Genomic DNA, 22,969 nt, shown 5'->3' on the forward strand with positions numbered 1-22,969 from the left:
ATGTCCGGCGCCCTCTCCGGCGGCCCGCAGCCCGGTCCCCTGATCCGGCCCGACGAGACCCTTCAGGGGATCGGCGGCGCGGTCGCGGCGATCCCGCTGACGCATCCGGGCAACCGGCGCTGGTGGATCGCCTTCGCGGCGGCGGGGGCGCTGCTCGGCCTGTTCGTCCTCACCCTCGTCTACCTGCTCTACGCCGGCCCCGGGATCTGGGGGAACAACAACGCCGTCGTCTGGGCGCTCGACATCGCGAGCTACGACTGGTGGATCGGGGTCGCGTCGGGCAGCCTCCTGGTCTCGGCGATCCTCCTCCTCCTCGGGGCCGAGTGGCGCGGCGCGGTAAACCGCATCGCCGAGACCCTGGCGCTGCTCGCCACCGCGGCGGCCGGGCTCTACCCGATCATCCATCTCGGGCGGCCGTGGTTCTTCTTCTGGAACCTGCCCTACCCCAACACCTACGGTCTCTGGCCGCAGTTCCGCTCGCCGCTGCTCTGGGACGCGATCGACATCGTGTCCTTCCTGGTGGTCTGCGTGAGCCTCTGGTTCATCGGCCTGCTGCCGGACCTCGCCACCCTGCGCGACCGCGCCTTCGCGGAGGCCATGCACCAGCGTGACGTGAAGGCCCCGACGCGCCGGATCGCCCTGCTGCGTGCCCAGGTCTACGGCATCGTCGCCTCGGGCTGGCGCGGCTCGGCGGCCCATTGGCAGATCTGGGTGCAGGCCTACCGCACCGTGGCCCTGCTCGGCGTGCTCCTGGTGGTCTCGGTGCAGACCGGCGCCTCGGTCATGCTGGCGGGCTCGCTGATGCCCGGCTGGCACAGCACACTCCTGCCGGTGAGTTTTCTGGTGAACGCGGTCTCGTCGGGCGTCGGCGTCACGGCGGTGATCGTGATGCTGATCCGCCTCGTCTACGGCCTCGACGCCCTGGTGACGGCCCGCCATCTCGACGTGCTCGGACGGCTGCTGCTCTGCCTCGGCTGCGCGAGCGCCTATTGCTACGCGGCGGAGGCGTTCGACACATTCCTCAACGGCGATGCGCAAGCCCGCGTGGTCCTCGTCCGGCGCCTGACCGGCGACCACGCCCTCGTCTCGTGGACGGCGATCCTCTGCCTCGTCCTGCCGGCGCAGATCCTGTGGTCGGCGCGCGCCCGCACGGCGCCGCTGGCCATCGCGGCGGTGGGCCTGCTCGTGGCCGTCGGCGCCTATGCCGACCACGTCGCGGTGCTGGTCGTCACCCTGACCCAGGATTTCCTGCCGTCCGCGAAGTTGCCCTACACGACCGACCTCTGGGGCATCGCCACCTTCGCGGGCTCCCTCGGCCTGTTCCTGACCCTGCTGCTCCTGTTCCTGCGCTACCTGCCGGCCATTTCGATCGTCGAGAGCCGCCGCCTCGCCTTGGCGGTGTCGACGGCCGCGCAGGCGGCGTCCCGCGAGGCCTCGTCCCAAGCCGCCGCCCGTCCCGAGGAGGACCCGGTCTCCGCGCCCCTGTGGGGCGTGTCGGCGACCTTCGCGAGCCAGGGCGACCTCGCCGCCGCCCTCCAGGCGGTCTCGGGACTCAGCCCGGATCAGGTCCGTCTGGACGGGCACGGCCCTGTGCCGATGCCCCGCACCCTGCGGCCCCTGGGCCTGGAGGGGCGCTCGATCCTGCCCTACGCTCTCGCCGGCGCCCTCCTCGGCGGCATCGGCTTCTTCGCGATGTGCGTCTACGCCACGGCCTACGACTACGTGTTCCTGATCGGCGGCCGGCCGCGTCTGTCCTGGCCCTCCTTCGTGGTGCCGAGCGTCTCCTTCGCGATGATGGCGGGCTGCGTGGCGATCCACCTCGCGCTCCTGCTGCTCAACCGCCTGCCTCGTCTGAACCACCCGGCCTTCAACATCCCGGGCTTCCTGCGGGCCTCGGAGGACCGGTTCTTCCTGTCCGCGGAGGCGCGCAGCGCCCGGTTCGACCCGGATCGGATCGAGCGGCGGCTCGCGTCGCTGCCGGCCGAGGCCGGCCGTCCGCTCGAGATCCGGCGGATCCCGCGATGAGGATCGCCGTGCCCCTCGTCCTCCTCGCCCTGGCGCCCCTGGCGGCCTGCGGCGAGGCCGACATGGCCGACCAGGCCCGGGCGAAGACCTGGGACAAGAACCCGTTCTTTCCCCGCGAGATCACCATGCGCCAGCCGGTGGCCGGCACCGTGCCGCGGATCGATCCGGGTCGTCCGGTGCCGCAGCCGCAGACGATCACCCGGGATCTGCTCGACCGGGGCCGGGACCGCTACGCGGTGTTCTGCACCCCCTGCCACGGCCAGGACGGACGCGGCGCCGGGATGATCGTGGCGCGGGGCTTCCCGGCTGCCGGGACCCTCACGGCCGGACCCGTGCGCGGGGCATCGGCGGCCGACCTCTACGACGCGATCTCGAACGGCCGGCGGGCGATGTTCGGCATGGCGCAGATGATCCCCTCCGCCGACCGCTGGGCGATCGTCGCCTATGTCCGCGCCCTCCAGCTCAGTCAGGATGCGCTCGTGGCGCGCCTGCCCGCGGAGGATCGCGCCCGCCTGGAGGCGACGCCGTGAGCCGCCCCGCCCTCCTCGGCCTCGCGGGCCTCGGCCTGCTGGCCTTCTGCCTGATCGCGGGCGGCTGGCGCGGCGCGGCGGCCTCCTATCTGGCGGCCTGGCTGGTCCTGCTCGCCCTGCCCGTGGGCGCCCTGCCGGTGACCGTGGTGGCCGAGCGGTTCGGCAAGCGCGTGCGCGAGCGCGGCGGCATCGAGATGCTGGCGGCCCTGCGCCGGCTGATGGCGCTGATGCCGGTCGCGGCCCTGCTGTCGCTGCCGCTGCTGGCCAGCGCGCCCCTGCTCTATCCCTGGGTCGGCGCCCCGGCGCGGACGCCGTTGGCCGCCCTGTGGTTCACGATGCCGTTCTTCGTGGTCCGGGTGATCGCCTATCTCGCCGCCTGGACGTGGCTCGCGGTCCGCTTCGCCCGCCCCTTCGACGCGCCCGGCGAGGGCCGGACCGTGCCTGCGGTGGGGCTGCACGCGGTGGTCGGCACGCTGTTCGTCACCGACGTGGTCGCATCCCTGGACCCGCGGCTCGATTCCACCCTGCTCGGCCTCCTGGTGATGACGGCCTGGAGCGGCCTCGCCTTCGCGGCGGCGATCCTGCTCGCCTGGGAGGAGCCGGAGCCCGTCGGTCGCGGCCGTACCGCGCCGGGGCGGGGCCGGCTGGTACCCCTCGTCGTCCTGCTCGGGCTCTGGGCCTACCTGCACTTCGTGCAGTTCCTGATCGTCTGGTCGGCCAACCTGCCCACCGAAGTGACGTGGTATCTCGCCCGGGGCGGCTGGGTCGGGCGGGCGCTGGCGATCGTCGCCGGCGCGGTCGTGGTCCTGGCCGGGCTCGCGACCCTCCGTCCGGGGCGCCCGACCACCCGGATTCTGGCCGGCGCGGCCCTCGCCGTCCACGCCGTGGAGATGTTCTGGCTGATCACCCCGGCGGTGCGCGACCGCTTCGTCATCCGGCCGAGCGACGTGCTTGCTGCCTGCGCCGTGGCCTGCCTCGCCGCCGGGCTCCGGTTGGCGCTGCGGCCGCGCGGGGATCGGACGCCATCCGGACCCCGCCGTGCCGGGAGGCCGGCATGAGCGCCGGCGGTCCCTCCGGACTGATCCCCGCGATCCTGGCGGGACTGACGCTGCGTGGCAGCGGCTTCCTGAGCGGACGCCCCCCGCGCCCCGCCGCCAACACCCCCCGCGATCCCGACGATCCCGGGCACGAGACGCGCGACGTCAACGTCCGCAACACCGCGCTGGTCATGGCAACCCTCGCGCTCGCGGCCGTGGCTGTCGTCGGGACCATGGTGTGGATGATGAGCACCTTCGCGGCGCGTCAGCGCCGAGCCCTGCCGGCGTTGACGCCGCAGCAGACGACGCGCCTCAAGCCACCCCCCCCGAACCTCCAGGCCGACCCCTATGCGGATCTCGACCGCCAGCGGGCGGAGGCCGAGGCGCATCTCTCCGGCTACGGCTACCGGGACGAGGCCCGCACCCGCGCCCGCATCCCGATCGGGCGTGCGATGGATCTGATCGTCGGCCGCTCCCTCGACGCGGCGGAGCCTGGAGACCGATGACGCCAGGCCACGATTCCCTCCAGCTCTGGCCCGCCGCCGTCTCGGCCACCGCGAGCGAGACGGATGTCCTCATCCTGGCGTTCACGGTGCTGACGCTGCTGCTCACCGTCCCGGTCTTCGTGGCGATCACCTACTTCGCCGTGCGCTACCGGGAGGGCTCGGAGGCCGACCGGAGCCCTTCCGGCATCCGCTCCAACCTCATCGAGATCAGCTGGATGCTGATCCCGTTCCTCCTCACCCTGATCTTCTTCGTCTGGGGGGCGCGGCTGTTCATCGAGTCGAAGAACCCGCCCCCCGACGCGATGGTGGTCGAGGCCATCGGCCGGCAATGGATGTGGAAGTTCCAGCATCCCACCGGCCAGTCCGAGATCAACAACCTGCACCTGCCGATCGGCCAGCCGATCCGCCTGCACATCATCAGCCAGGACGTGATCCACGCCCTCTACCTGCCGGCGGTGCGGATGCAGGTGGCCGCATTGCCCGACCGCTACACCGACCTGTGGTTCAAGGCCGACAAGACCGGCACCTACCACCTCTACTGCTCGGAATATTGCGGCACCGACCACTCCGTGATGGGTGGCGTGGTCACCTTCATGAACCCCGGCGACTACCAGGACTGGCTCACCCATGCCGGGGCGCAGCAGGGCAAGGTCGCGGCGGGCCGCGCCCTCTACGAGGCCTATGGCTGCGCCGGCTGCCACGCGCCCGGCTCGGCCGTGAAGGCGCCGAGCCTCGCGGGGCTGTACGGCAGCCAAGTCAAGCTCGCCGACGGCCGCACGGTCACGGCCGACGAGGGGTGGCTGCGCGACAAGATTCTCAACCCGAACGGCGACCGGCTCGCCGGCGGGGGCAAGCAGATCATGCCGAGCTTCGCCGGCCGGATACCGGCGGACGAACTCGGCACGCTGATCGACTTCCTGAAGGCCTACCCGGCTTCGAAGGCTGCGGACGCGACACGATGATGAACGGCGTCACCCCAGAGCTTCGGTCGGCGGCGTGTAAGGCGCGCCGGTTTCGGTCCTCTCGCTGCTCGTGGATTCACACATCCGCACTGGCCGTGCATGTTCAGGGTCGGGCGCGGGTCCCCTCTCCCGTGCGGGAGAGGGACAGGGTGAGGGATCAAGTCTCTCCGAAGAGGGCTCGATCAGACTGCGCGCCAGAGGCGTGCTCGATCCTGGGGCTTCTCGTCCCTCACCCCAACCCTCTCCCGCACGGGAGAGGGGGTTCGTCGCGCCCTGCCGCCAGCAGCGGTGCCCGCTCCAGATCTGTGACCATCGCGGCCCACGGAGTGGCGTCGGACGAGCGCGCGATCCTCCTGACGCTCGGACGTCATCCCCTTCGATCGAGGCCGACACGATGAGCGCCTCCGGCAGCATCGGCGGCACCGCCCGCCGGGAACCGCACACCCCGGAATCGACGATCGGCCGGAAGGCGGATTACCTGCACGCGGAATCGACGCTGCGCTCGTGGTTCCTCGCCACCGACCACAAGCGCATCGCGATCCTGTACCTCACGTCGATCACCGGCTTCTTCGTGATCGGTGCCCTGGCGGCGGGCGTGGTGCGCCTCGCCCTCGTCGTGCCGAACGGCGCGATCATGACCAACGACACCTACAACAAGGCCTTCACCATCCACGGCGTGGTGATGGTCTGGTTCTTCCTGATCCCGTCGATCCCGGCGACCTTCGGCAACTTCCTGATCCCGCTGATGATCGGGGCCAAGGACCTCGCCTTTCCGAAGCTCAACCTCACGAGCTGGTACGTGTTCATGGCCGGCGCCCTGTTCACCCTGGTCTCGGTGGTGCTCGGCGGCGTCGATACCGGCTGGACCTTCTACGCGCCGCTCTCCACCGCCTTCTCGAACACCTGGGTGCTCCCGGCGCTGATCGGCGTCACCATCGTGGGCTTCTCGTCGATCCTGACGGGGCTCAACTTCGTGGTCACGATCCACACCATGCGAGCCCCGGGCATGACGTGGTTCAAGCTGCCGATCTTCGTCTGGGCGCACTATGCCACGAGCCTGATCTTCCTGCTCGCGACGCCCGTCATCACCACGGCGCTGATCCTGCTGATCGCGGAGCGCGCCTTCCATATCGGCGTGTTCGACCCGGCCTATGGCGGCGACCCGGTGCTGTTCCAGCACCTGTTCTGGTTCTACTCGCACCCGGCCGTGTACATCATGGTGCTGCCCGGCATGGGGGTGATCTCCGAGATCGTCCCGGCCTTCGCGCAGAAGAAGCTGTTCGGCTACCGCTTCGTCGCCTACGCGTCGATCGGGCTCGCCTCGGTGACGTTCTTCGTCTGGGGGCACCACATGTTCGTCAACGGCCAGAGCGACCTGGCCTCGCTGGTGTTCTCCGCCCTGTCCTTCGCGGTGGCGGTGCCCTCGGCCGTGAAGGTCTACAACTGGACCGCCACGATCCATAAGGGAAACTTACGCCTCGACACGCCGATGCTCTACGCCATGGGCTATATCGGGCTGTTCGTGCTCGGCGGGCTGACCGGCCTCTACCTCGCGACGCTCGCCATCAACCAGCACATCCACGCCACCTACTTCGTGGTCGCCCACTTCCACTACATCATGGTCGGCGGCACGGTGCTGGCCTTCCTCGGCGGCCTGCACTTCTGGTGGCCCAAGTTCACCGGCCGGATGTACAGCGAGCCCTGGGGCCGGGTCTCGGCGCTGCTGATCTTCCTCGGCTTCAACGTGACCTTCTTCCCGCAGTTCATCCTCGGGTATCTCGGGATGCCGCGGCGCTACGCGACCTACCCGCCCGAGTTCCAGCTCCTCAACGTGCTGTCCTCGGCGGGCGCCACGATCCTGGCGGCGGGCTACATCTTCCCGATGCTCTACCTCGTCTATTCCCTGTGGTTCGGGCGCAAGGCGCCCGCCAACCCGTGGAACGCGAAGGGGCTCGAATGGGAGACCGCGTCGCCGCCGCCGACGCATAATTTCCTGTCCCCGCCCGAGGTGCCGCGCATCCCCTACGATTACCCGATCCAGGCCCAGGAATCCCGGGACCAGCACGGATGAGCCCGCGGCTGGCCGACGGCGTCGGGATCGCCCGCGTCGAACATTTCGAGACGGTGGCACAGCAGCGGGAGGCGGCGACCCTCGGCATCTGGGCGTGGCTGATCACCGAGCTCCTGCTGTTCTCGGCACTGTTCCTGGTGGCGCTGATCACCCGGATCCAGCATCCCGAGGCGACGGTCGCGGCGGCCAGGCACCTCAAGTTCTGGATCGGTGCCACCAACACCGTGGTGCTGATCTGCTCCAGCCTGACCATGTCGATGGCGATCGCGTTCTCCCGGATGGGCTGGCAGCGCGCCATGGTGCGGGCCATGCTGGCGACCGCGGCGCTCGGCGGCCTGTTCCTCGTGCTCAAGGGCTACGAGTACTACGCCGACTGGGCCGAGCACATGATGCCGTTCCTCAGCAGTCGGCCCTTCGCCCTCGCCGAGACGCCGGCCGCGCGGCTGTTCGTGAACCTCTACTATGTCGCGACGCTGCTCCACGCGCTGCACCTGTTCACCGGCATCGCGCTCCTCCTCGGCATGAGCTGGATGGCCGCCAAGGCCGGGTTCCTCGCCCGGCACCAGAACTGGATCGAGGTGTATGGCCTGTACTGGCACTTCATCGATCTGGTCTGGATCCTCGCCTTCCCGATCCTCTACGTGGTGAACCGATAGGATGCGGAGCCCCCTCGCGACCTTGAGCTCCGACGACCGCGCCCTGCTCCGCAAACGCCTGCGCACGCCGGTGCTGACCTTCCTGGCGCTGCTCGCCCTGCTCGGCATCAACGTCACCCTCGGCGCCACCCTGCCCTTCGCGCAGGTCTGGATCGTGGAGCTGCTGGTGGTCGCCGTGATGGTGGCGCTGATCCTCCTCGTCTCCATGGAGGTGGTCCGCGAGCCGCCGCTGATCCGGCTGTTCTCGGGGCTCGGCTTCTTCTGGGTCGCCATCCTGGTCGGGATGACGCTGACCGATTATCTGGCGCGCTGATCCGCGCGAAAGCCGTTGTCGGGACGGCCGAACACTCCTAAACGTCCCGCCTCCCCCCATGGCCCGGCTGCAACGATGTGCGAACTGCTCGGCATGAGCGCCAACGTGCCGACCGACATCCGCTTCTCCTTCGCGGGCCTCGCCCGGCGCGGCGGCGAGACCGGTCCGCATGCCGACGGCTGGGGCATCAGCTTCTACGACGGGCGCACCTGCCGCAGCTTCCACGAGCCGGAGCCGAGCGCCCGCTCGCAGCTCGCCCGGCTGCTGCGCGACATGTCGATCAAGAGCCGGATCGTCGTCGCCCATGTCCGCAAGGCCAATCGCGGGCGGGTCAGCCTGGAGAACACCCACCCGTTCTCGCGGGAATTGTGGGGCCGCCGCTGGACCTTCGCGCATAACGGCCAGCTCAAGGGCGTGAAGCGGCTCCCGCTCGGCGGCTTCATGCCGATCGGCTCCACGGACAGCGAGCACGCCTTCTGCTGGATGCTCGGCCGGCTCCAGGCGCGGTTCGGCGCCCTGCCCCGGCCCGAGACCCTCGACCGGGCGGTCGCCGATCTCGCGGGCGAGCTGCACGGGCTCGGAGTATTCAACATGCTTCTGACCGACAGCCGCACCCTCTACGCCCATTGCGGCAAGCGCCTCTGCTACCTGACCCGCCGTGCGCCTTTCGGGAAGGCCACCCTGATCGACGAGGACTGGCAGGTGGATTTCGCGAAGGAGACCACCGAGCACGACGTGGTGACGGTGATCGCCACGCAGGCGCTCACCCGGGACGAGTGCTGGACCGACCTCGCCCGCGGCGACGTCCTGACACTCCGGGATGGGGCAATCCGCCTGTTGAGACCGCGCAACTTAGCATAAGTGAAGTCCGCCCGAGGGTGCATGGCCGCGCCCGATGCGCTAGAACGCCGGGAACAGGAGCGCATCGGCCGGATTCCGCCGCGAATTCGGACCGACAAGCGATCCGCCTCGACCGCCTTGGGACCGGTGGTCGAGCCACGATGAGACGACGAGCGCGACACGCATGACCCGCGACGACACCGAATCCGTCCTGTCCCAGGAGGACGGGACGCGGGATGGCCGCCCGAACCTGGCGCCGGGAATCCGCACGCATCTCGGGGAACACCTGCGCACTGTCTACGAGCGGATCGGCGAGGAGACTCTGCCGTCCCGCTTCGCCGAGCTGATCGAGAAGCTCGAGGCGGCCCTGCGCGCCCGCGGCGAGGCGATCGAGCCGGAGTTCCGCAACGGCCTGCTGGCGGCGGTGCCGTCGCTCCGCGCCTTCGCGCTGTCCCTGACCTCGAACCCCGCCCGCTCGGACGACCTCGTCCAGGATACCCTGCTCAAAGGCTGGCAGCACCGCGCGCGGTTCCAGCCCGGGACGAACCTGAACGCGTGGCTGTTCACGATCCTGCGCAACATCTTCTACTCGGACCACCGCAAGCGGGTGCGCGAGGTCGAGGACCAGGACGGCTCCTACGCGGCCCGGCTCGCCACGGCCCCGCACCAGGGCGACCGGCTCGACGTCGAGGATCTGCAATCGGCGCTGGCCAAGCTGCCGCCGGACCAGCGCGAGGCCCTGGTGCTGGTCGGCGCCGAGGGCGTCTCCTACGAGGAGGCGGCGGCGATCATGGGCTGCAAGGTCGGCACCGTGAAGAGCCGCGTCAGCCGCGCCCGCGGCCGGCTCGCCGAGCTGCTGGGCTACGACGAGGAGGATCTCGGCTCCGACCGGTTCATCCAGTCGGCGATGCCCAAGGACGCGTAACGAATCGCGGTCCGGATCCCGGCGCCCCACAAAAAAGATGCATCCGTTTCCCGGGTCGAGCGTTACCGGCCCGAGCTTCGCCGCGTCTCCGCGGCGGAACGCCACGGAACGGAGCAATCCCGCATGACCTTCAGGATCCTCATCGCCGCCTCGGCCCTCGCCCTGTCCCTGCCGCTGGCCGCCCAGGCCCAGGGCACCATCCCGGGTGCCGAGCGCGGCGCCGCTGCGGGTGCCGATGCGGCCGGCCCGATCGGCGGGATCGTCGGCGGTGCCGTCGGCGCGGCCACCGGCACGGTCGGCGGCATTCTCGGTGTCGACATGGCCCCGCGTTTCCGCAGCTATGTCCGCGAGCGCAACGTCCGCTCGTACGATTATGACGGCCGCATCGCCGTCGGCACCACCCTGCCGGCCTCGGGCGTGACCTACTATGACGTGCCGACCGAGTACCACGTGCAGCCGGGCTACCGCTACACCGTCGTGAACGACCGTCCGGTGCTGGTCGATCGCAGCCACCGGATCGTCGAGGTCATCGACTGATCCCGCGGGCCGGTCGGCGACCGGCCCAAGCGCCCCTGGAGCCCGGCTCCGGGGGACCCTCCGCCAGCCGCGGCCGTCGGCGCAACGCATCATACGTCCGGCCGTTGACATGCGGTTCGATCCGCGAGGCGACCATGAACGACACTCCGAACGATCCGAACGCGACGCTGCCCGAACCGGTGCGCGATCACCTGGGCCAGCAATTGCGCAGCGTCCTGCCGGTGGGGCCGGACAAGCCGCGCTTCCTCGGTGACGACCCGGTCCCGGATGTCTTCGAGCCGCAGATCCGCCGGCTCGAGACCCGCCTGAAGACCCACGAGGAAGGGACCGGCGCCGTCGGCCAAGCCCTCGACCAGATCCTCGATGCCCTCGGCGTCAAGCCTGAGGATGACGCCAAACGCGACGGCTGAAGGCTCAGACGCGCGGCCTCGCGGCCAGGAGGTCGCGGATCTCGGACAGAAGCTTCACGTCGGCCGGCACCTCGTCGGGCTTCTTCGCCTCGGCGGTCTGCAGGCGGTTCATCGCCCGGATCACCAGGAACAGCACGAAGGCGACGATCAGGAAGTTCAGCGTCAGGGTCAGGAACTGTCCGTAGCCGATGACGGCGCCCTGCTTCTTCGCGTCCGCGTAAGGCAGCCCGGCCTGCACCTTGGACGAGAGCGGGATGTAGTAGTTCGAGAAATCGAGTCCGCCCGTGACCGCGCCGATCGCCGGCATGAAGATATCCTGGACCGCCGACGTCACGATCGCCCCGAAGGCTGCGCCGATGATCACGCCGACCGCGAGATCGACTACGTTGCCGCGCAGCGCGAACTTCTTGAACTCCTCGAGCATCGTCAAATCTCCGCCCCGACCTTGCTCATGGTAGTGGAGAATCCCGCGACGGCCAGCACCTATTCCGGTGCGACGCCCGCGGACCGCGTCTCCCCTGCAAGGACGGGCCGCTCCTCCGCGGCGGTCGCCAGCTCAGCCTTGAGCCGGCGGCGGTACTGGGCGGCCACCACGGGGATGGTCAGCAGGTAGCCGCCGCTCACCGCGACCAGCGCCTCGAACGGGTAGCTGATCAGGATGCCGAAGGCCGCGACCCCGAACAGGAAGATCGGCAGGACGAGGCTGCGCGGCACCCGCTTGCCCATGGTCTTGCCCGAATAGGTCGGGACCGTGGAGACCACCATCAGGGCGATGCACAGCACGTAGATCAGGACCGCGGGCGCCGCCCAGGTCTCGATGCCGAACCCCAGGAAATGCAGGTAGAGGGGCAGCATCGCGGTGAGCGCGCCTGCCGGCGCCGGCATGCCGACGAAGAAGTCCTTCTTCCAGTCCGGCCGGTTCGGGTCGTCCAGCATCGCGTTGAAGCGGGCGAGCCGCAGGGCCATGGCGATGGCGAAGATCAACGCCACGATCCAGCCTGCCGACTTCAGGTGGAACAGCACGAAGCCGTAGAGGATCAGGGCCGGAGCGCAGCCGAAATTCACGAAGTCGGCGAGCGAATCGAGTTCCGCCCCGAAGCGCGAGGTGCCCTTGAGCAGCCGCGCCACCCGCCCGTCGATGCCGTCGAGGACGCCGGCCACCACGACGGCGATGACCGCGGGCTCGAACTTGCCCTCGAAGGCGAGCCGGATCGCCGTCAGCCCGAGGCAGAGCGCCATCAGGGTGATCATGTTGGGCGCGATCATCCGGAACGGCACCGGCTTGAACCGGCGGGGCCGCGGCTCGTTCGGATCGGGCGCGAAGGGCGGGAAGAGATCGTCCATGGCCGCCTCAGATCCGCTTGAACAGCCGCTCCGGGCCGCCGCCGAGATCGGCCAGCACCGTCTCGCCGGCCACCGCCTTCTGGCCGAGGCCGACCAGCACGGTCGCGCCGGCCGGCAGGTACACGTCCACCCGCGATCCGAAGCGGATCAGGCCGAACCGCTCGCCGACGCCGAGCACGTCGCCCGCCGTGACGAAGCCGACGATCCGCCGGGCGACGAGGCCCGCGATCTGCACCACGCCGACCCGCTTCGGCTGGCCGGCATGGGTCGTCTCGATGACCATGCCGTTGCGCTCGTTGTCGTCGCTGGCCTTGTCGAGCTCGGCGTTGAGGAACAAGCCCGGCGTGTAGTGAATCTGGCCGATCCGGCCCGCCACCGGCACCCGGTTCACGTGGCAGTCGAACACGTTCATGAACACCGAGACCCGCAGCGTCGGCACTTGTGGCAGGTCGAGTTCGGGCGGCGGCAGGACCGTGGCGATGAGGTTCACGCGCCCGTCGGCGGGCGAGATCACGAGCCCGTCCGCCACCGGGGTGACCCGCTCGGGATCGCGGAAAAAGTAGCAGACCCAGAGGGTGAGGATCAGGAAGATCCACCCGAAGAACTGCGAGAAGTAGCCGGCCAGCACCGTGAGCACGATGCCGATCAGGATGAAGGGATAGCCCTCCTTGTGGATCGGCACGAGCGTCCGGCGGATCGTCTCGATCAGGTCTGTCATTGTTTTTCGGACTCACGGGGCCGCGGATCAGCGGACAGGTTGGACGCGCGGATGGCAGCCCGCCGGGCCGCCGTCAACTTTCCGAGGGTCGCGGGCGGCCGCGCGCCCGGTCCCGCGGATGGCGCGCTGGCAGTTCGCCTCCCCCGCCGCGTCGCCGTCCGCCGGCGCTGCGCCCCGCATACGGGAGCCTGGATGTTCAGGACGGGAGTTCCTGCACGGCAGGCGATGGGCCGACCCGCAATCGTGCGGCCAACCCACCCTGCCCTTGGGAAGGCACGAGGATTCCGAAGCTATGCCGCATCGCGCGCCGGACAATCCTGTGCTTGAGGACTGAAGCCGCGGTGTTCGAAGCGTCCTGCGGCGCAATCTTAACCCTGCGCTGTCCTGGTCTCGCCGGTTCGATTTACGTTGCTCCTTTACCGTAGGCAGCAGATTCGGTGGCCGGCGCGGCATCAACCGTAGCTTTTTCTGGAACGACAAGCTCGGCCGTGGATTACTCGACCCAGATAGTCTTGCAGATCGAGGTTCACGGTCATGTCGGTTCGGGTGGCGGCGTCGTTGAGTCTGGCCGGGGCGATGCTGGCCGGTTGTCTTCAAACCGCCGAGGCGCGCGAGGTCGTGCCCTTTCAGAACGGCGTCTCGCCGGGCTCGGTGGTGATCAGCGTGTCCCAGCGCAAGCTCTACCTCGTGAATGGCGACGGGACGGCGATCCGCTATCCGGTGGCGGTGGGCCGCCCCGGCAAGCAATGGTTCGGCACCGCCGCCATCGACGGAAAGTACGTCGCCCCCGCCTGGTCGCCCCCCCCGGAGGTGAAGCGCGACAACCCGCGCCTGCCCAACCTCATCGCGGGCGGCTCGCCGCACAACCCGATGGGCGCGGCGGCCATGACCCTGGCGGGCGGCGAGTACGCGATCCACGGCACCAACCGGCCGAGCTCGGTGGGGACCTACGCGTCCTACGGTTGCATCCGGATGTTCAACCAGGACGTGGTCGACCTCTACGCCCGGGTCGACGTGGGCACACCGGTCTACATGACCCACTGACGCCGGCTTCAGGCGGCCGGCGGCGCGGTGGCCTCCACGGCCGTGAACGTCTCCAGGATCCGGTAGGTGTGCGCCACGCCCGCCGGAACGCAGTAGGAATCGCCCGGGGCGAGGGCCACGGTCTCGCCGCCGACGATCAGCTCGGCCCGTCCGCTGATCACGTAGCCGACGGTCTCGTGGGGCGAGGTCGTCATCGGCTTGTCGGCATTCGGCTCCTCGGCCCGCCACATCCGCATCCCGAGCCGTTCGCCGCGGGCGAGGCCGATCTCGCCGTGCGGTCCCGCGGCTGCGCTGCGGGCTGATATCGTCGTCGCCATCGTCTCCTCCCGTCAGTGAACCAGCCCAACGGCGCCCGGGACCCGACGTTCCGCGCCCGACAGCATGCCTCAGCCGGCAAGCCCTGCCTTGGCGCACCGCTTGACGGCCTGCGCCGCGCCCCGACAGGATGACGCACCGGTTCGAGAGGCGCCCGACAGAGGCGCGGACCGGGGCCGCGCCCGCGAACCCGCTTGGGTCCGTTGCGCCGGCGGACGATCCGGATCGGGAGGGTGCACGCCATGCAGATCAAGGCGGCGATCGACAGGATTCCCGGCGGCCTGATGCTGATGCCGCTCCTGCTCGGTGCCCTGTGCAAGACCTTCGCGCCGGGGGCGCCGGCCTATTTCAAGGGCTTCACGCAGGGGATCATGACCGGGGTGATCCCGATCCTCGCGGTCTGGTTCTTCTGCATGGGCGCCTCGGTCAGCCTGCGGGCGACCGGAACGGTGCTGCGCAAGTCCGGCACGCTGGTGGTCACCAAGCTCCTCGCGGCCTGGGCGATCGTCTTGGTCGCATCCGTGTTCATTCCGCCGGAGGGCGTCCAGACCGGCTTCTTCGCCGGCCTGTCGATCCTGGCGATCGTCTGCGCGATGGATATGACCAATGGCGGGCTCTACGCGTCGCTCATGCAGACCTATGGCAGCCGCGAGGAGGCGGGCGCCTTCATCCTGACCTCGATCGAATCCGGTCCGCTGATGAGCATGATCATCCTCGGCGCCTCGGGGGCCGCGCATTTCGAGCCGCAGATCTTCGTGGGCGCGGTGCTGCCGTTCCTCGTCGGCTTCGCCCTCGGCAACCTCGATCCGAAGCTGCGCGCCCTGTTCGCCCCGGGCGGCCAGCTGATGATCCCCTTCTTCGCCTTCGCCCTCGGGAATACGGTCGATCTCAACAACCTGCTGTCGCCCCTCGCGGGGCTCGGCATCGCGCTCGCGCTAGGGGTCATCGTCCTGACCGGGATCCCGCTGATCCTGGCGGACCGGGCGATCGGAGGCGGGACCGGCACGGCGGGGCTCGCCGCCTCCTCCACCGCCGGGGCGGCCGCCGCCAATCCGCTGGCGATCGCGGCCGTCGCCCCGCAATTCGCCCCGGCGGCACAGACAGCCACCGTGCTGGTGACGATCTGCATCATCGTCACCTCGCTCCTCGTGCCGATCCTGACCGGTCTCTGGTATCGGCGCTTCGGGGCGGGTGCCGCGGAGGCCAAGGGAGACGCCAACACCCGGGCCGGTGCCGAGTCGGCGCTGGCGGTCGCCGCGGAGTAGAGACCCAGCCGGTGGGCCAGCCAGCGCGTCGCCCTCAGAAGTCGACCGCGAGACCCTTCACCTCCCAGTCGTCGTAGCGCACCGGCTCCAGGCCGCCGCGCCCCTGGCGCTCGGGCTTGGCGCTGATCTCGGCGGCACGGGCATCGATCGCCGCGCGGCGCGCGGCGGCCTCGGCCAGGGCGCGTTCCGCGGCCGGGCTGAGCGCGCGGGGCGGGGCCGCGCCGTCGCCGGCCTCCGGTCCGTTCGGGTTCTGTCTGTGCGGGTCTTGTGCGGTCGGGTCTTGCATCGCGCGCGCTCGGGTGTGAGGGCATGGGTCCGAGAGACGTCGGATCTGGAGCAGAAGTGGCATCGGGGGACACAGGCCGCAACATGCGGGACGGAGCTACACCGGCCGGGACCGGTCCGGACGCGGCGGGGCTCGGCGCGCGGAGCGCGGCGATGCAGGCCGTCGCGGCCCTGATCGGCCAGGATCGCCCCCCTGCCCTCGACGACGCCCTCGCCCAGGCGATCCGGGCCGAGGCGCTGGCGCCGGCGGATGCCGGGCTGGCCCGGGCGATCGCGGTGGCGACCTTCCGGCGCTACGGGCAGATCCGCGCCGTCCTCGGCCAGCGGCTGGAGCGCGGGCTCCCCGCGGCCAAGCCGCAGCTCACGGCGCTCCTCGCCACCGCGACCGCCCAGATCCTCGACCTCGCCGTCCCGGACCATGCCGCCGTCGACCTCGCCGTGCGGCTGGCCAAGGCGGACACCCGCACCGCGCACCTCGCCGGGCTCGTCAACGCCGTGCTGCGCCGGATCGCCCGGGAGCGCGACGCGATCCTCGCCGAGGGCACCGATGCCCTGGCGGTCAACACCCCGGACTGGCTCGCCCGCCGCTGGGTCGCCGCCTACGGGCCGGAGCGGGCGGCGGCGATCGCCCGCGCCCATCTCGCGGGGGCGGCCATCGACCTGACCCCGCGGGGCGACGCCGCGGATTGCGCCGCCCGGCTCGGCGCGGTCCTGCTCCCGACCGGCTCCCTGCGGCTGCCGGAGAACGGGCCGCCGATCCCCGACCTGCCCGGCTTCCAGGAGGGCGCGTGGTGGGTCCAGGATGCCGCCGCCGCGCTCCCGGCGCGGCTGCTGGCGCTGCAGCCCGGCGCCCGGGTGCTCGACCTCTGCGCCGCCCCCGGCGGCAAGACGCTGCAACTCGCCGCCACCGGCGCCCAGGTCACCGCCGTCGACCGGTCCGCGCCGCGGCTGGAGCGCCTGCGCGAGAACGTCGCGCGGCTCGGGTTCCCGGTCGAGATCGTGGTCGCCGACGCCCTCGCCCTGGAGGCGCAGGACCACGACGCGGTGCTGCTCGACGCGCCGTGCTCGGCCACCGGGACGATCCGCCGCCATCCCGACGTGGCCTGGACCAAGGTGGAGGCCGACATCGCACGGCTCGCCGGGCTCCAGGCCAGGCTCCTCGACCACGCCGCCGGCCTGGTCCGTCCGGGCGGCCTTCTCGTCTATTGCACCTGCTCGCTGGAGCCGGACGAGGGTGAGGCGCAGGTCGCGGCCTTCCTGGCCCGCGAGACTCGGTTCGCGCGGGTGCCGGTCCGGCCCGAGGAGGTCGGCGGCGCCGATGACCTGATCGACGGCAGCGGCAATCTGCGCACCCTGCCGTGCCACCTGCCGGAGGTCCCCGGCGCCCGCGGCGGCCTCGACGGCTTCTTCGCGTGCCGCCTCCGGCGAGTGGGGTGACAGGTCCCTCGGCCGGGCTGCGCGGCCGGGGGCCACGCGCCCGCTCACCGCTCGATCAGCGTGCAGCCCCGCTTGTCCTCGGGCTGCCAGCCGTGGCGTTCCAGCTCCGGGTCGAGATGTTCCTCCACGGGGTATCCGACGCAGAGATAGGCCACGAGCCGCCACGTCTCCGGCACCGCCAGGATCGCCGAGACCGCGTCGGGCTCCAGGATCGAGACCCAGCCGACGCCGAGCCCGCGTGCCCGGGCGGCGAGCCAGAAGCACTGCACCGCCCCCACCACCGAATAGGCCAGCGTCTCGGGCATGCTGGCCCGTCCGAGGCCGAGGCCGGTCTCGGTGACCGTGTCGCAGAAGGCCGCCAGATGCACTGGCGCCTCGTTCAGGCCGGCGAGCTTGAGGCTCCGGTATCGGGCAGCGCGGTCCGCATCGTAGCCCGCCGCCGCGACGGCGTTGCAGCGGGAGAAGCTTTCGGCGACGGCGGCACGGCGGCCCGGATCCGAGACGCGCACGAAGCGCCAGGGCCGGCTGTTGCCGACCGAGGGCGCCCGGTGGGCCGCCGCCAGGCAGGCGTGCAGGTGCGTCTCGTCCACCGGATCGGTCCGGAAGCGGCGCACGTCGCGGCGCCACGCGAACAGCGCGTCGAGGTTGTGCAGGAAGGCGTCGTCGAAGGCGGGCGCACCCATGATGCCCGTGGCATACCCGCATCCCCGGCTGAACGGGAAACGGAAAAAAGGCCGCCCGGAGGGGCGGCCTGAAGTCTTGGGTCTCGAAACCTCGGAGTGCCGGATCCTGGGATCCCGGACGGCGGCCGATGGCTGGGGAGCTGGGTGTCGGGCGCCGACCGGGCAGAGCCCGGCGAGGTTCGGTCGGTGTTGTCTCTCGGCAACGAGGCCCGGAAAAGGCGCGAATTGGGCCAAACCGTGTTTTTTGTCGCTTGGTCGTGTCTCGTACGACACGGCGCGCGCCGCCCTTGCGGGCCGCTGCGGCGAAGCCCATCATCGGCAGGCGACGCATCAATGCCGGGAGTGACGATGACCGAGAGGACGAGCGCCGGGCCGAGGCCCGACGAGGCGGCGGGGCATGTCATCCCTTTTCCCGCCCGCGCGGCTCCTCCGCAGGTCGCCTTCAACCGGGACGAGCTGCGCACGATCTTCAATCTCTATGGCCGGCAGGTCGCCGCGGGGGAATGGCGCGACTACGCCCTCGATTTCCGTCGCGACAAGGCGGTGTTCTCGATCTACCGCCGCGCCTCCGAAATGCCGCTCTACCGGATCGAGAAGGATCCCCGGCTGGCACGCCGCCAGGGAGCCTACGCGGTCATCGCCGCCAGCGGCCACATCCTGAAGCGCGGCACGGATCTGGCCCGTGTGATCGCCGTCCTTGAGCCGGCGCCCAAGGCGGTCTGAGCGCCGCACGGCGCCCGATTCGGCCCCTCAGGACAGGGACATGCGCCGGACGGTGGCGGCGATCTCGGCCACGGTTTCCGGCGCCAGGGGGCGGATCGGCCGCGGCGGCTCGACCCGGCACAGGCCCATGAGATCGGCCAGCGCGTAGACCACCCGCAGGCTGGAATGGGCTCGGAACAGAGCCCAGAGCGGTTCCAGCGCCGCGTTGAGCGCCCGTGCCCGGTCCGCGTCGCCCGCCTCCACGGCCCGGACCAACGCCAGGCTGGTCCGCGGGAACAGACCGCCCGCCACGCTGAACCACGCTGCGCCGCCCGCGATGAGCGCCTCGGTCACGTTCCAATCGCCGCTGAAGCCGATCGGAAATCCCGCCGGTACAGCCTCCTGCAGAGCGGCCACGCCGGCCGCTGCGCCCGCCGGATCCGGTGCGGCGCATTTGGCCGCCACGATCCAGGGGCGGCGGGCGATCCGGCCGATCAGAGCCGGCGTGAAGCGGAAATGCGTCGTCGCGGGATTGTCRTAGAGGACGAGCGGCAGGCCGCCCTCCTCCGCCACCGCCGCGAAATGCGCCTCGACTTCCGCCTCGGTGAGCGGCGTGTAGGAGACGGGGGCGAGGAGGCCCACATCCGCGCCCGCGGCGCGGGCATCCTGCGCCAAGCGGATCGCCTCGTCGGTGCGCAGCGCGCCGACGCCGACGAGGAGCGGCACCCGGCCTCCAACGGTCTCGGCGGCGATCGCCACCGCGCGCCGACGCTCGTCCCGGCTCAGATACGCGTAGGTCCCCGTGCTGCCGAGCAGGCCGATCGAATCGACGCCGGCGGCCACGAGCGGTTCCAGCAGCCGGCGCAGGGCCTCGGCGTCGATCCGGCCGTCACGGTCGCTCGGGGTGATCGGGAAGGCGGAGAGGCCGGAGATTGCGGGCATGGGCGCGAGCGTAGCGCATCCGGCCCCGAGGGCCAGGCAAAAAGAAACCCCGGCGGTTGCCCCCCGGGGTCTCCTTCGTCCTTCAGTCGCGCTGGCTCAGCGGCGGTCGCCGATCAGGCTCAGCAGGAACTGGAACATGTTGATGAAGTCGAGATAGAGCGTCAGAGCGCCGTTCACCGACATCTTGGCCGCCATCTCGCCGTCGAAGCCGCCGTAGAGATACATCTCCTTGAGCTTCTGCGTGTCGTAGGCGGTCAGCCCCGCGAAGATCAGCACGCCCAGCACCGAGATGGCGAACTGGAGGGCCGACGAAGCGAAGAAGATGTTCACCAGCGACGCGAGGATGATGCCGATCAGGCCCATCATCAGGAACGAGCCCATGCCCGAGAGGCTGCGCCGGGTGGTGTAGCCCCAGAGGCTGAGCGAGCCGAAGGCCGCCGCCGTGATGAAGAACACCTGGACTACGCTACCCCCGGTGAACACCAGGAGGAGCGAGGACATCGAGGCGCCCATCACCGCCGCGAAGGCCCAGAACATGGTCCGCGCGGAGGAGGCCGACATCCGGTCCATGCGCATGGAGAAGACGAAGATGAACGCCAGGGGGGCGAGCATCAGGACCCACTTGAGCGGGCTGAGGTAGAGGGTCTGACCAAACGGGGTCAGGATCGGGCGGGTGCCCTGGTAGGCCGCCACGGAGGCCATGTTTAGACCGAGGGCGACGAGACCCGAGATGCCGAGCCCGACGACCATGTTGTTGTAGACGCCGAGCATGAAGGTGCGCAGGCCCTGGTCGACCTCGACCTGGGTGCCGGCGTAGCCAGTCGGCTGCTGCTGGGCGCCGTACCGGAAGGGGCTGTTCTCGAATGCCATGGGAGTTTCCTTGCGGAGGCTCTCTCAGCGTGGTGTTCGGGCGAGGCCCACGCAGGACCTCTGGCGCCCGACTGGCGCCTCGATGCGGAATATGTTGCGCCCGAACCCGCGACACAAGTCCCCGGCCACGGTTGCGGCGCCTGTTTTCCGTGTCTGGAGGATGTATTTTTGTCCATCCCGCCAGGGATTAAAATGCATTGCCCGGTGCAAGACGGGTTGTTCGACTGGCGGTTGCCGGGCTGCTGCGGTTTCAAACGCTTGGGACGAAGTCTTGACAGCTTCCGAATGCCGCGCCCGAGAGGGCGTCGTCGCCGCGCGCGAGGCCTGCCGATTGGGGCGCTGCCGCGCCCGGGCCGCCAGAAGGGGCGCCCTCGCGACGGTGGGCGTCGCGTCGTCGTCCACGCCGATGCCGGCGTTGTTCACCGGAATGTCCAGGTACCCGCGATGCCGCCCGATCAGCCCGGCGGTTGACGCCGCGCCTCCGCGCGGAGGAATGCGGCACCGGTTCGATTCCCGGCGCGGCGGCGCCGAGCGGCCCGTATCCCGACCTGGACGGTACGGGTTCTGGGGGGCGAGCCGGCCCTGCTCGCCGTCTGGTCGATCTGCTTCAGGCAAACACAATCCTAGATTATAGCGACGTCGCTCTCGGACCGTGGGCCACTTTGCCGGTCAATCGGCAATCGCGTGGGTTCGAATTATAGCAAAAATTTATGAAAATGCAGACTTATAGGTCTAATATTAATCACTATCCTTGATGCCCTGAATCCACGCACGGCCGTCGCGCTCTTTGTTCGGGCGATTTCGGCTGCTAATGCCACGGCGCGCAGGGATTCTTCGTTTCAATGACAATCAAGCTGCGACTCGTCTCGCTCCTGGCCGTCATCGGCTTGCTGCTGCTCGCTGCCGTGGCGCTGGGTAATTTTGCGCTCCACTGGAGTCACGGAAGTCTGAAAACTGTATTTGACGATCGTGTAGTCTGTCTCAGGCAGTTCAGCATGATTCGAGACGCCTATGATGACTTGGTCGACGTCTCGCGCATGGTGCGTGGCAAGCAGATCGAGCCGGCCCGGGCCAGGGACAGGATCGAACGCGATCTCTCCAGCCTGCAGACACAATGGTCGGCCTACCTGGCGACCTTCCTGACCCCGGAAGAGGCGGGTCTCGCCAAGGACATGCAGCAGCGGATCGATCGTAACGGCGTCATCGCGGCCGACATCCTCAAGCGCCTCGCAGGCGGCGCTGCGGATTTCGAGGTCACGCATGCGGACCTGCTGCAGAACATGCGGGACACCAACGCGACCCTCAGCAAGCTGACCGCGCTGCAGGTCCGTGAAGCGGAGGCGGAATTTCAGCGCTCCGAGACGACCGCGAGCTGGTCGCGCCTTGCGTTGCTGTCCGCGCTCGGTCTCGCGGCGCTCAGCATCGCCTATGGCGTCTATACGATCGTCGTGAAGGTCTCCCGCCCGCTGGGCAGCCTCGTCAGCGTGCTCCAGCGCATGGCCCGCGGTGAGATCGACGCGCAGATCACGGAAGCGACCCGCAGCGACGAGATCGGCGCGGTGGGCAAGGCGGTCGAGGGCATCAAGACCATGGTCGCCCGCAAGGCCGCCGAGGAAGCCGACATCAAGCGCCGCGCCGACGAGGCCGCCGCAGCCGAGCGCAAGCGGACCATGATCGAACTCGCCGACGGGTTCGAGCGGGCGGTCGGGGGCATCGTCGGGATGGTGTCGTCCTCCGCCACCGAACTCCAGGCCACCGCCCGGACGATGACCGCCACGGCGACCGAGACGGCGTCGCAATCCACCACCGTGGCCGCCGCCGCGGAGGAGGCCGCCTCGAACGTGCAGACCGTGGCGGCGGCGACCGAGGAGCTGGGTTCCTCCGTGCAGGAGATCGGCCGGCAGGTGTTCGGCTCGGCTCAGCTGGCCCAGTCCGCGGTGAGCCAGGCTGACCAGACCGTGAGCCTAGTCCAGGCGCTGCAGGCCACCTCGGCCCGGATCGGCGACATGGTGGGGATGATCTCGGGCATCGCCGGCCAGACCAACCTGCTGGCGCTCAATGCCACCATCGAGGCGGCGCGGGCCGGCGCCGCCGGCCGGGGCTTTGCGGTGGTCGCTTCGGAAGTGAAGGCCCTCGCCGAGCAGACCGCCAAGGCCACCCAGGAGATCGCCCGGCAGATCGGCGAGGTGCAGGGCGTCACGCAGCAGGCCGTCACCGCCATCGGCGGGATCACCGGCCAGATCCGGGAGATCGACGCCGTCGCCACCAGCATCGCGGCGGCCGTCGAGCAGCAGGGGGCTGCCACGCAGGAGATCGTGCGCAACGTCAGCCAGGCAGCTATGGGCGCGGGTGAGGTGACGAGCAACATCGCCGGCGTGGCGCAGGCCTCGGAGGAGACAGGGGCGGCCGCCAACCAGGTGCTGTCGGCGGCCTCCGAGCTGTCACGCCAGTCCGAGCATCTCGGGGCGGAGGTCGAGCGCTTCCTCGCCACCGTCCGCGCCGCGTAAGCACGGAACGGCGTGGCGGAATCCACGGTCCGACGTGACACGAGA

25 protein-coding genes are annotated in these 22,969 nt (G+C 70.1%); 17 read left to right on the top strand and 8 right to left on the bottom strand.

Features of this window, described 5'->3' with window-relative positions; translation table 11 throughout:
• The 12 genes from ACXJKQ_RS09695 to ACXJKQ_RS09750 all read left to right on the top strand — a co-directional run bounded on the left by ACXJKQ_RS09695 (position 1) and on the right by ACXJKQ_RS09750 (position 10,812).
• A complete protein-coding gene (locus tag ACXJKQ_RS09695) occupies positions 1-2,025 on the top strand; it encodes a quinol:electron acceptor oxidoreductase subunit ActD (RefSeq protein ID WP_457105545.1) in 2,025 nt (674 codons plus the stop codon).
• On the top strand, positions 2,022-2,555 hold the full coding sequence (locus ACXJKQ_RS09700; RefSeq protein ID WP_457105546.1) for a c-type cytochrome: 534 nt from the start codon (positions 2,022-2,024) through the stop codon (positions 2,553-2,555). The genes ACXJKQ_RS09695 and ACXJKQ_RS09700 overlap by 4 nt, the downstream gene beginning before the upstream one ends.
• Positions 2,552-3,613: a hypothetical protein gene (locus ACXJKQ_RS09705; protein WP_457105547.1), complete on the top strand. Its 1,062-nt coding sequence runs from the start codon at positions 2,552-2,554 to the stop codon at positions 3,611-3,613. The genes ACXJKQ_RS09700 and ACXJKQ_RS09705 overlap by 4 nt, the downstream gene beginning before the upstream one ends.
• Positions 3,610-4,098, top strand: a complete 489-nt coding sequence (locus ACXJKQ_RS09710; RefSeq protein ID WP_457105548.1) for a hypothetical protein — start codon at positions 3,610-3,612, stop codon at positions 4,096-4,098. Before ACXJKQ_RS09705 ends, ACXJKQ_RS09710 begins: the two co-directional genes overlap by 4 nt.
• Positions 4,095-5,060 (top strand): cytochrome c oxidase subunit II, encoded by a 966-nt coding sequence (coxB, locus tag ACXJKQ_RS09715; protein ID WP_457105549.1) that lies wholly within the window; start codon positions 4,095-4,097, stop codon positions 5,058-5,060. The genes ACXJKQ_RS09710 and coxB overlap by 4 nt, the downstream gene beginning before the upstream one ends.
• A 394-nt stretch (positions 5,061-5,454) precedes the next feature.
• Positions 5,455-7,131 carry a cytochrome c oxidase subunit I gene (locus tag ACXJKQ_RS09720; protein WP_457105550.1) on the top strand — a complete coding sequence of 559 codons (1,677 nt, stop codon included), beginning with the start codon at positions 5,455-5,457 and terminating at the stop codon, positions 7,129-7,131.
• Positions 7,128-7,787: a cytochrome c oxidase subunit 3 gene (locus ACXJKQ_RS09725; protein ID WP_457105551.1), complete on the top strand. Its 660-nt coding sequence runs from the start codon at positions 7,128-7,130 to the stop codon at positions 7,785-7,787. Before ACXJKQ_RS09720 ends, ACXJKQ_RS09725 begins: the two co-directional genes overlap by 4 nt.
• Position 7,788: 1 nt before the next feature.
• Positions 7,789-8,100 (top strand): oxidase, encoded by a 312-nt coding sequence (locus ACXJKQ_RS09730; protein WP_457105552.1) that lies wholly within the window; start codon positions 7,789-7,791, stop codon positions 8,098-8,100.
• Positions 8,101-8,175: 75 nt separating this feature from the next.
• Complete coding sequence (locus tag ACXJKQ_RS09735) at positions 8,176-8,961, top strand: class II glutamine amidotransferase (RefSeq protein ID WP_457105553.1); 786 nt, start codon at positions 8,176-8,178, stop codon at positions 8,959-8,961.
• 163 nt (positions 8,962-9,124) lie between these two features.
• Complete coding sequence (locus ACXJKQ_RS09740) at positions 9,125-9,865, top strand: NepR family anti-sigma factor (protein ID WP_457105554.1); 741 nt, start codon at positions 9,125-9,127, stop codon at positions 9,863-9,865.
• Positions 9,866-9,988: 123 nt separating this feature from the next.
• The gene (locus ACXJKQ_RS09745; protein ID WP_457105555.1) at positions 9,989-10,402 is read left to right on the top strand and encodes a DUF1236 domain-containing protein; all 414 of its coding nucleotides are present in this window, start codon (positions 9,989-9,991) and stop codon (positions 10,400-10,402) included.
• A 134-nt stretch (positions 10,403-10,536) separates the two neighbouring features.
• Positions 10,537-10,812 (top strand): hypothetical protein, encoded by a 276-nt coding sequence (locus tag ACXJKQ_RS09750; RefSeq protein ID WP_457105556.1) that lies wholly within the window; start codon positions 10,537-10,539, stop codon positions 10,810-10,812.
• A 4-nt stretch (positions 10,813-10,816) separates the two neighbouring features.
• Here the strand turns inward: ACXJKQ_RS09750 and mscL are convergent, their stop codons facing one another.
• Genes mscL through ACXJKQ_RS09765 form a run of 3 tightly spaced genes read right to left on the bottom strand, consistent with a single transcriptional unit; the run spans position 10,817 to position 12,874 of the window.
• A complete protein-coding gene (gene mscL / locus ACXJKQ_RS09755; RefSeq protein ID WP_457105557.1) occupies positions 10,817-11,236 on the bottom strand; it encodes a large conductance mechanosensitive channel protein MscL in 420 nt (139 codons plus the stop codon).
• 59 nt (positions 11,237-11,295) lie between these two features.
• Positions 11,296-12,156 (bottom strand): CDP-alcohol phosphatidyltransferase family protein, encoded by an 861-nt coding sequence (locus ACXJKQ_RS09760; protein ID WP_457105558.1) that lies wholly within the window; start codon positions 12,154-12,156, stop codon positions 11,296-11,298.
• A gap of 7 nt (positions 12,157-12,163) precedes the next feature.
• Positions 12,164-12,874, bottom strand: a complete 711-nt coding sequence (locus ACXJKQ_RS09765) for a phosphatidylserine decarboxylase (RefSeq protein ID WP_457105559.1) — start codon at positions 12,872-12,874, stop codon at positions 12,164-12,166.
• A gap of 534 nt (positions 12,875-13,408) precedes the next feature.
• Here ACXJKQ_RS09765 and ACXJKQ_RS09770 point away from each other — a divergent pair.
• Entirely contained in the window at positions 13,409-13,918 is a 510-nt protein-coding gene (locus ACXJKQ_RS09770) for a L,D-transpeptidase (RefSeq protein WP_457105560.1), read from the top strand.
• 8 nt (positions 13,919-13,926) lie between these two features.
• Here the strand turns inward: ACXJKQ_RS09770 and ACXJKQ_RS09775 are convergent, their stop codons facing one another.
• Positions 13,927-14,235: a cupin domain-containing protein gene (locus tag ACXJKQ_RS09775; protein WP_457105561.1), complete on the bottom strand. Its 309-nt coding sequence runs from the start codon at positions 14,233-14,235 to the stop codon at positions 13,927-13,929.
• Positions 14,236-14,475: 240 nt separating this feature from the next.
• On the opposite strand from ACXJKQ_RS09775, the gene ACXJKQ_RS09780 reads away from it, so the two are divergent.
• Complete coding sequence (locus tag ACXJKQ_RS09780) at positions 14,476-15,498, top strand: 2-keto-3-deoxygluconate permease (protein WP_457105562.1); 1,023 nt, start codon at positions 14,476-14,478, stop codon at positions 15,496-15,498.
• Between the two features lie 34 nt (positions 15,499-15,532).
• Here the strand turns inward: ACXJKQ_RS09780 and ACXJKQ_RS09785 are convergent, their stop codons facing one another.
• Entirely contained in the window at positions 15,533-15,784 is a 252-nt protein-coding gene (locus tag ACXJKQ_RS09785; protein ID WP_457105563.1) for a DUF1674 domain-containing protein, read from the bottom strand.
• Between the two features lie 83 nt (positions 15,785-15,867).
• Between ACXJKQ_RS09785 and ACXJKQ_RS09790 the strand changes: the two genes are divergently transcribed.
• Positions 15,868-17,220 (top strand): RsmB/NOP family class I SAM-dependent RNA methyltransferase, encoded by a 1,353-nt coding sequence (locus ACXJKQ_RS09790; RefSeq protein ID WP_457105564.1) that lies wholly within the window; start codon positions 15,868-15,870, stop codon positions 17,218-17,220.
• Positions 17,221-17,264: 44 nt separating this feature from the next.
• Here the strand turns inward: ACXJKQ_RS09790 and bluB are convergent, their stop codons facing one another.
• The gene (gene bluB / locus ACXJKQ_RS09795) at positions 17,265-17,903 is read right to left on the bottom strand and encodes a 5,6-dimethylbenzimidazole synthase (protein WP_457105565.1); all 639 of its coding nucleotides are present in this window, start codon (positions 17,901-17,903) and stop codon (positions 17,265-17,267) included.
• A 348-nt stretch (positions 17,904-18,251) separates the two neighbouring features.
• On the opposite strand from bluB, the gene ACXJKQ_RS09800 reads away from it, so the two are divergent.
• The gene (locus tag ACXJKQ_RS09800; protein WP_457105566.1) at positions 18,252-18,626 is read left to right on the top strand and encodes a DUF2794 domain-containing protein; all 375 of its coding nucleotides are present in this window, start codon (positions 18,252-18,254) and stop codon (positions 18,624-18,626) included.
• Between the two features lie 27 nt (positions 18,627-18,653).
• Here ACXJKQ_RS09800 and ACXJKQ_RS09805 read toward each other — a convergent pair whose 3' ends face one another.
• Both ACXJKQ_RS09805 and ACXJKQ_RS09810 read right to left on the bottom strand, forming a co-directional pair.
• Positions 18,654-19,547, bottom strand: coding sequence for a dihydrodipicolinate synthase family protein (locus ACXJKQ_RS09805; RefSeq protein ID WP_457105567.1), 894 nt, complete (start codon positions 19,545-19,547; stop codon positions 18,654-18,656).
• A gap of 96 nt (positions 19,548-19,643) precedes the next feature.
• A complete protein-coding gene (locus ACXJKQ_RS09810; RefSeq protein WP_457105568.1) occupies positions 19,644-20,417 on the bottom strand; it encodes a Bax inhibitor-1/YccA family protein in 774 nt (257 codons plus the stop codon).
• A gap of 842 nt (positions 20,418-21,259) precedes the next feature.
• Between ACXJKQ_RS09810 and ACXJKQ_RS09815 the strand changes: the two genes are divergently transcribed.
• Positions 21,260-22,924 carry a methyl-accepting chemotaxis protein gene (locus ACXJKQ_RS09815; protein ID WP_457105569.1) on the top strand — a complete coding sequence of 555 codons (1,665 nt, stop codon included), beginning with the start codon at positions 21,260-21,262 and terminating at the stop codon, positions 22,922-22,924.
• Positions 22,925-22,969 lie beyond the last annotated feature (45 nt).

This window comes from Methylobacterium sp. P5_C11 (genome assembly GCF_054049775.1).

Bases quoted from the DNA above. Each gene is read 5' to 3' on its own strand.
- ACXJKQ_RS09695 (WP_457105545.1), top strand. From the start codon at position 1: ATGTCCGGCGCCCTCTCCGGCGGCCCGCAGCCCGGTCCCCTGATCCGG.
- ACXJKQ_RS09700 (WP_457105546.1), top strand. From the start codon at position 2,022: ATGAGGATCGCCGTGCCCCTCGTCCTCCTCGCCCTGGCGCCCCTGGCG.
- ACXJKQ_RS09710 (WP_457105548.1), top strand. From the start codon at position 3,610: ATGAGCGCCGGCGGTCCCTCCGGACTGATCCCCGCGATCCTGGCGGGA.
- coxB (WP_457105549.1), top strand. From the start codon at position 4,095: ATGACGCCAGGCCACGATTCCCTCCAGCTCTGGCCCGCCGCCGTCTCG.
- ACXJKQ_RS09720 (WP_457105550.1), top strand. From the start codon at position 5,455: ATGAGCGCCTCCGGCAGCATCGGCGGCACCGCCCGCCGGGAACCGCAC.
- ACXJKQ_RS09725 (WP_457105551.1), top strand. From the start codon at position 7,128: ATGAGCCCGCGGCTGGCCGACGGCGTCGGGATCGCCCGCGTCGAACAT.
- ACXJKQ_RS09730 (WP_457105552.1), top strand. From the start codon at position 7,789: ATGCGGAGCCCCCTCGCGACCTTGAGCTCCGACGACCGCGCCCTGCTC.
- ACXJKQ_RS09735 (WP_457105553.1), top strand. From the start codon at position 8,176: ATGTGCGAACTGCTCGGCATGAGCGCCAACGTGCCGACCGACATCCGC.
- ACXJKQ_RS09740 (WP_457105554.1), top strand. From the start codon at position 9,125: ATGACCCGCGACGACACCGAATCCGTCCTGTCCCAGGAGGACGGGACG.
- ACXJKQ_RS09745 (WP_457105555.1), top strand. From the start codon at position 9,989: ATGACCTTCAGGATCCTCATCGCCGCCTCGGCCCTCGCCCTGTCCCTG.
- ACXJKQ_RS09750 (WP_457105556.1), top strand. From the start codon at position 10,537: ATGAACGACACTCCGAACGATCCGAACGCGACGCTGCCCGAACCGGTG.
- mscL (WP_457105557.1), bottom strand. From the start codon at position 11,236: ATGCTCGAGGAGTTCAAGAAGTTCGCGCTGCGCGGCAACGTAGTCGAT.
- ACXJKQ_RS09760 (WP_457105558.1), bottom strand. From the start codon at position 12,156: ATGGACGATCTCTTCCCGCCCTTCGCGCCCGATCCGAACGAGCCGCGG.
- ACXJKQ_RS09765 (WP_457105559.1), bottom strand. From the start codon at position 12,874: ATGACAGACCTGATCGAGACGATCCGCCGGACGCTCGTGCCGATCCAC.
- ACXJKQ_RS09770 (WP_457105560.1), top strand. From the start codon at position 13,409: ATGTCGGTTCGGGTGGCGGCGTCGTTGAGTCTGGCCGGGGCGATGCTG.
- ACXJKQ_RS09775 (WP_457105561.1), bottom strand. From the start codon at position 14,235: ATGGCGACGACGATATCAGCCCGCAGCGCAGCCGCGGGACCGCACGGC.
- ACXJKQ_RS09780 (WP_457105562.1), top strand. From the start codon at position 14,476: ATGCAGATCAAGGCGGCGATCGACAGGATTCCCGGCGGCCTGATGCTG.
- ACXJKQ_RS09785 (WP_457105563.1), bottom strand. From the start codon at position 15,784: ATGCAAGACCCGACCGCACAAGACCCGCACAGACAGAACCCGAACGGA.
- ACXJKQ_RS09790 (WP_457105564.1), top strand. From the start codon at position 15,868: ATGCGGGACGGAGCTACACCGGCCGGGACCGGTCCGGACGCGGCGGGG.
- bluB (WP_457105565.1), bottom strand. From the start codon at position 17,903: ATGGGTGCGCCCGCCTTCGACGACGCCTTCCTGCACAACCTCGACGCG.
- ACXJKQ_RS09800 (WP_457105566.1), top strand. From the start codon at position 18,252: ATGACCGAGAGGACGAGCGCCGGGCCGAGGCCCGACGAGGCGGCGGGG.
- ACXJKQ_RS09810 (WP_457105568.1), bottom strand. From the start codon at position 20,417: ATGGCATTCGAGAACAGCCCCTTCCGGTACGGCGCCCAGCAGCAGCCG.
- ACXJKQ_RS09815 (WP_457105569.1), top strand. From the start codon at position 21,260: ATGACAATCAAGCTGCGACTCGTCTCGCTCCTGGCCGTCATCGGCTTG.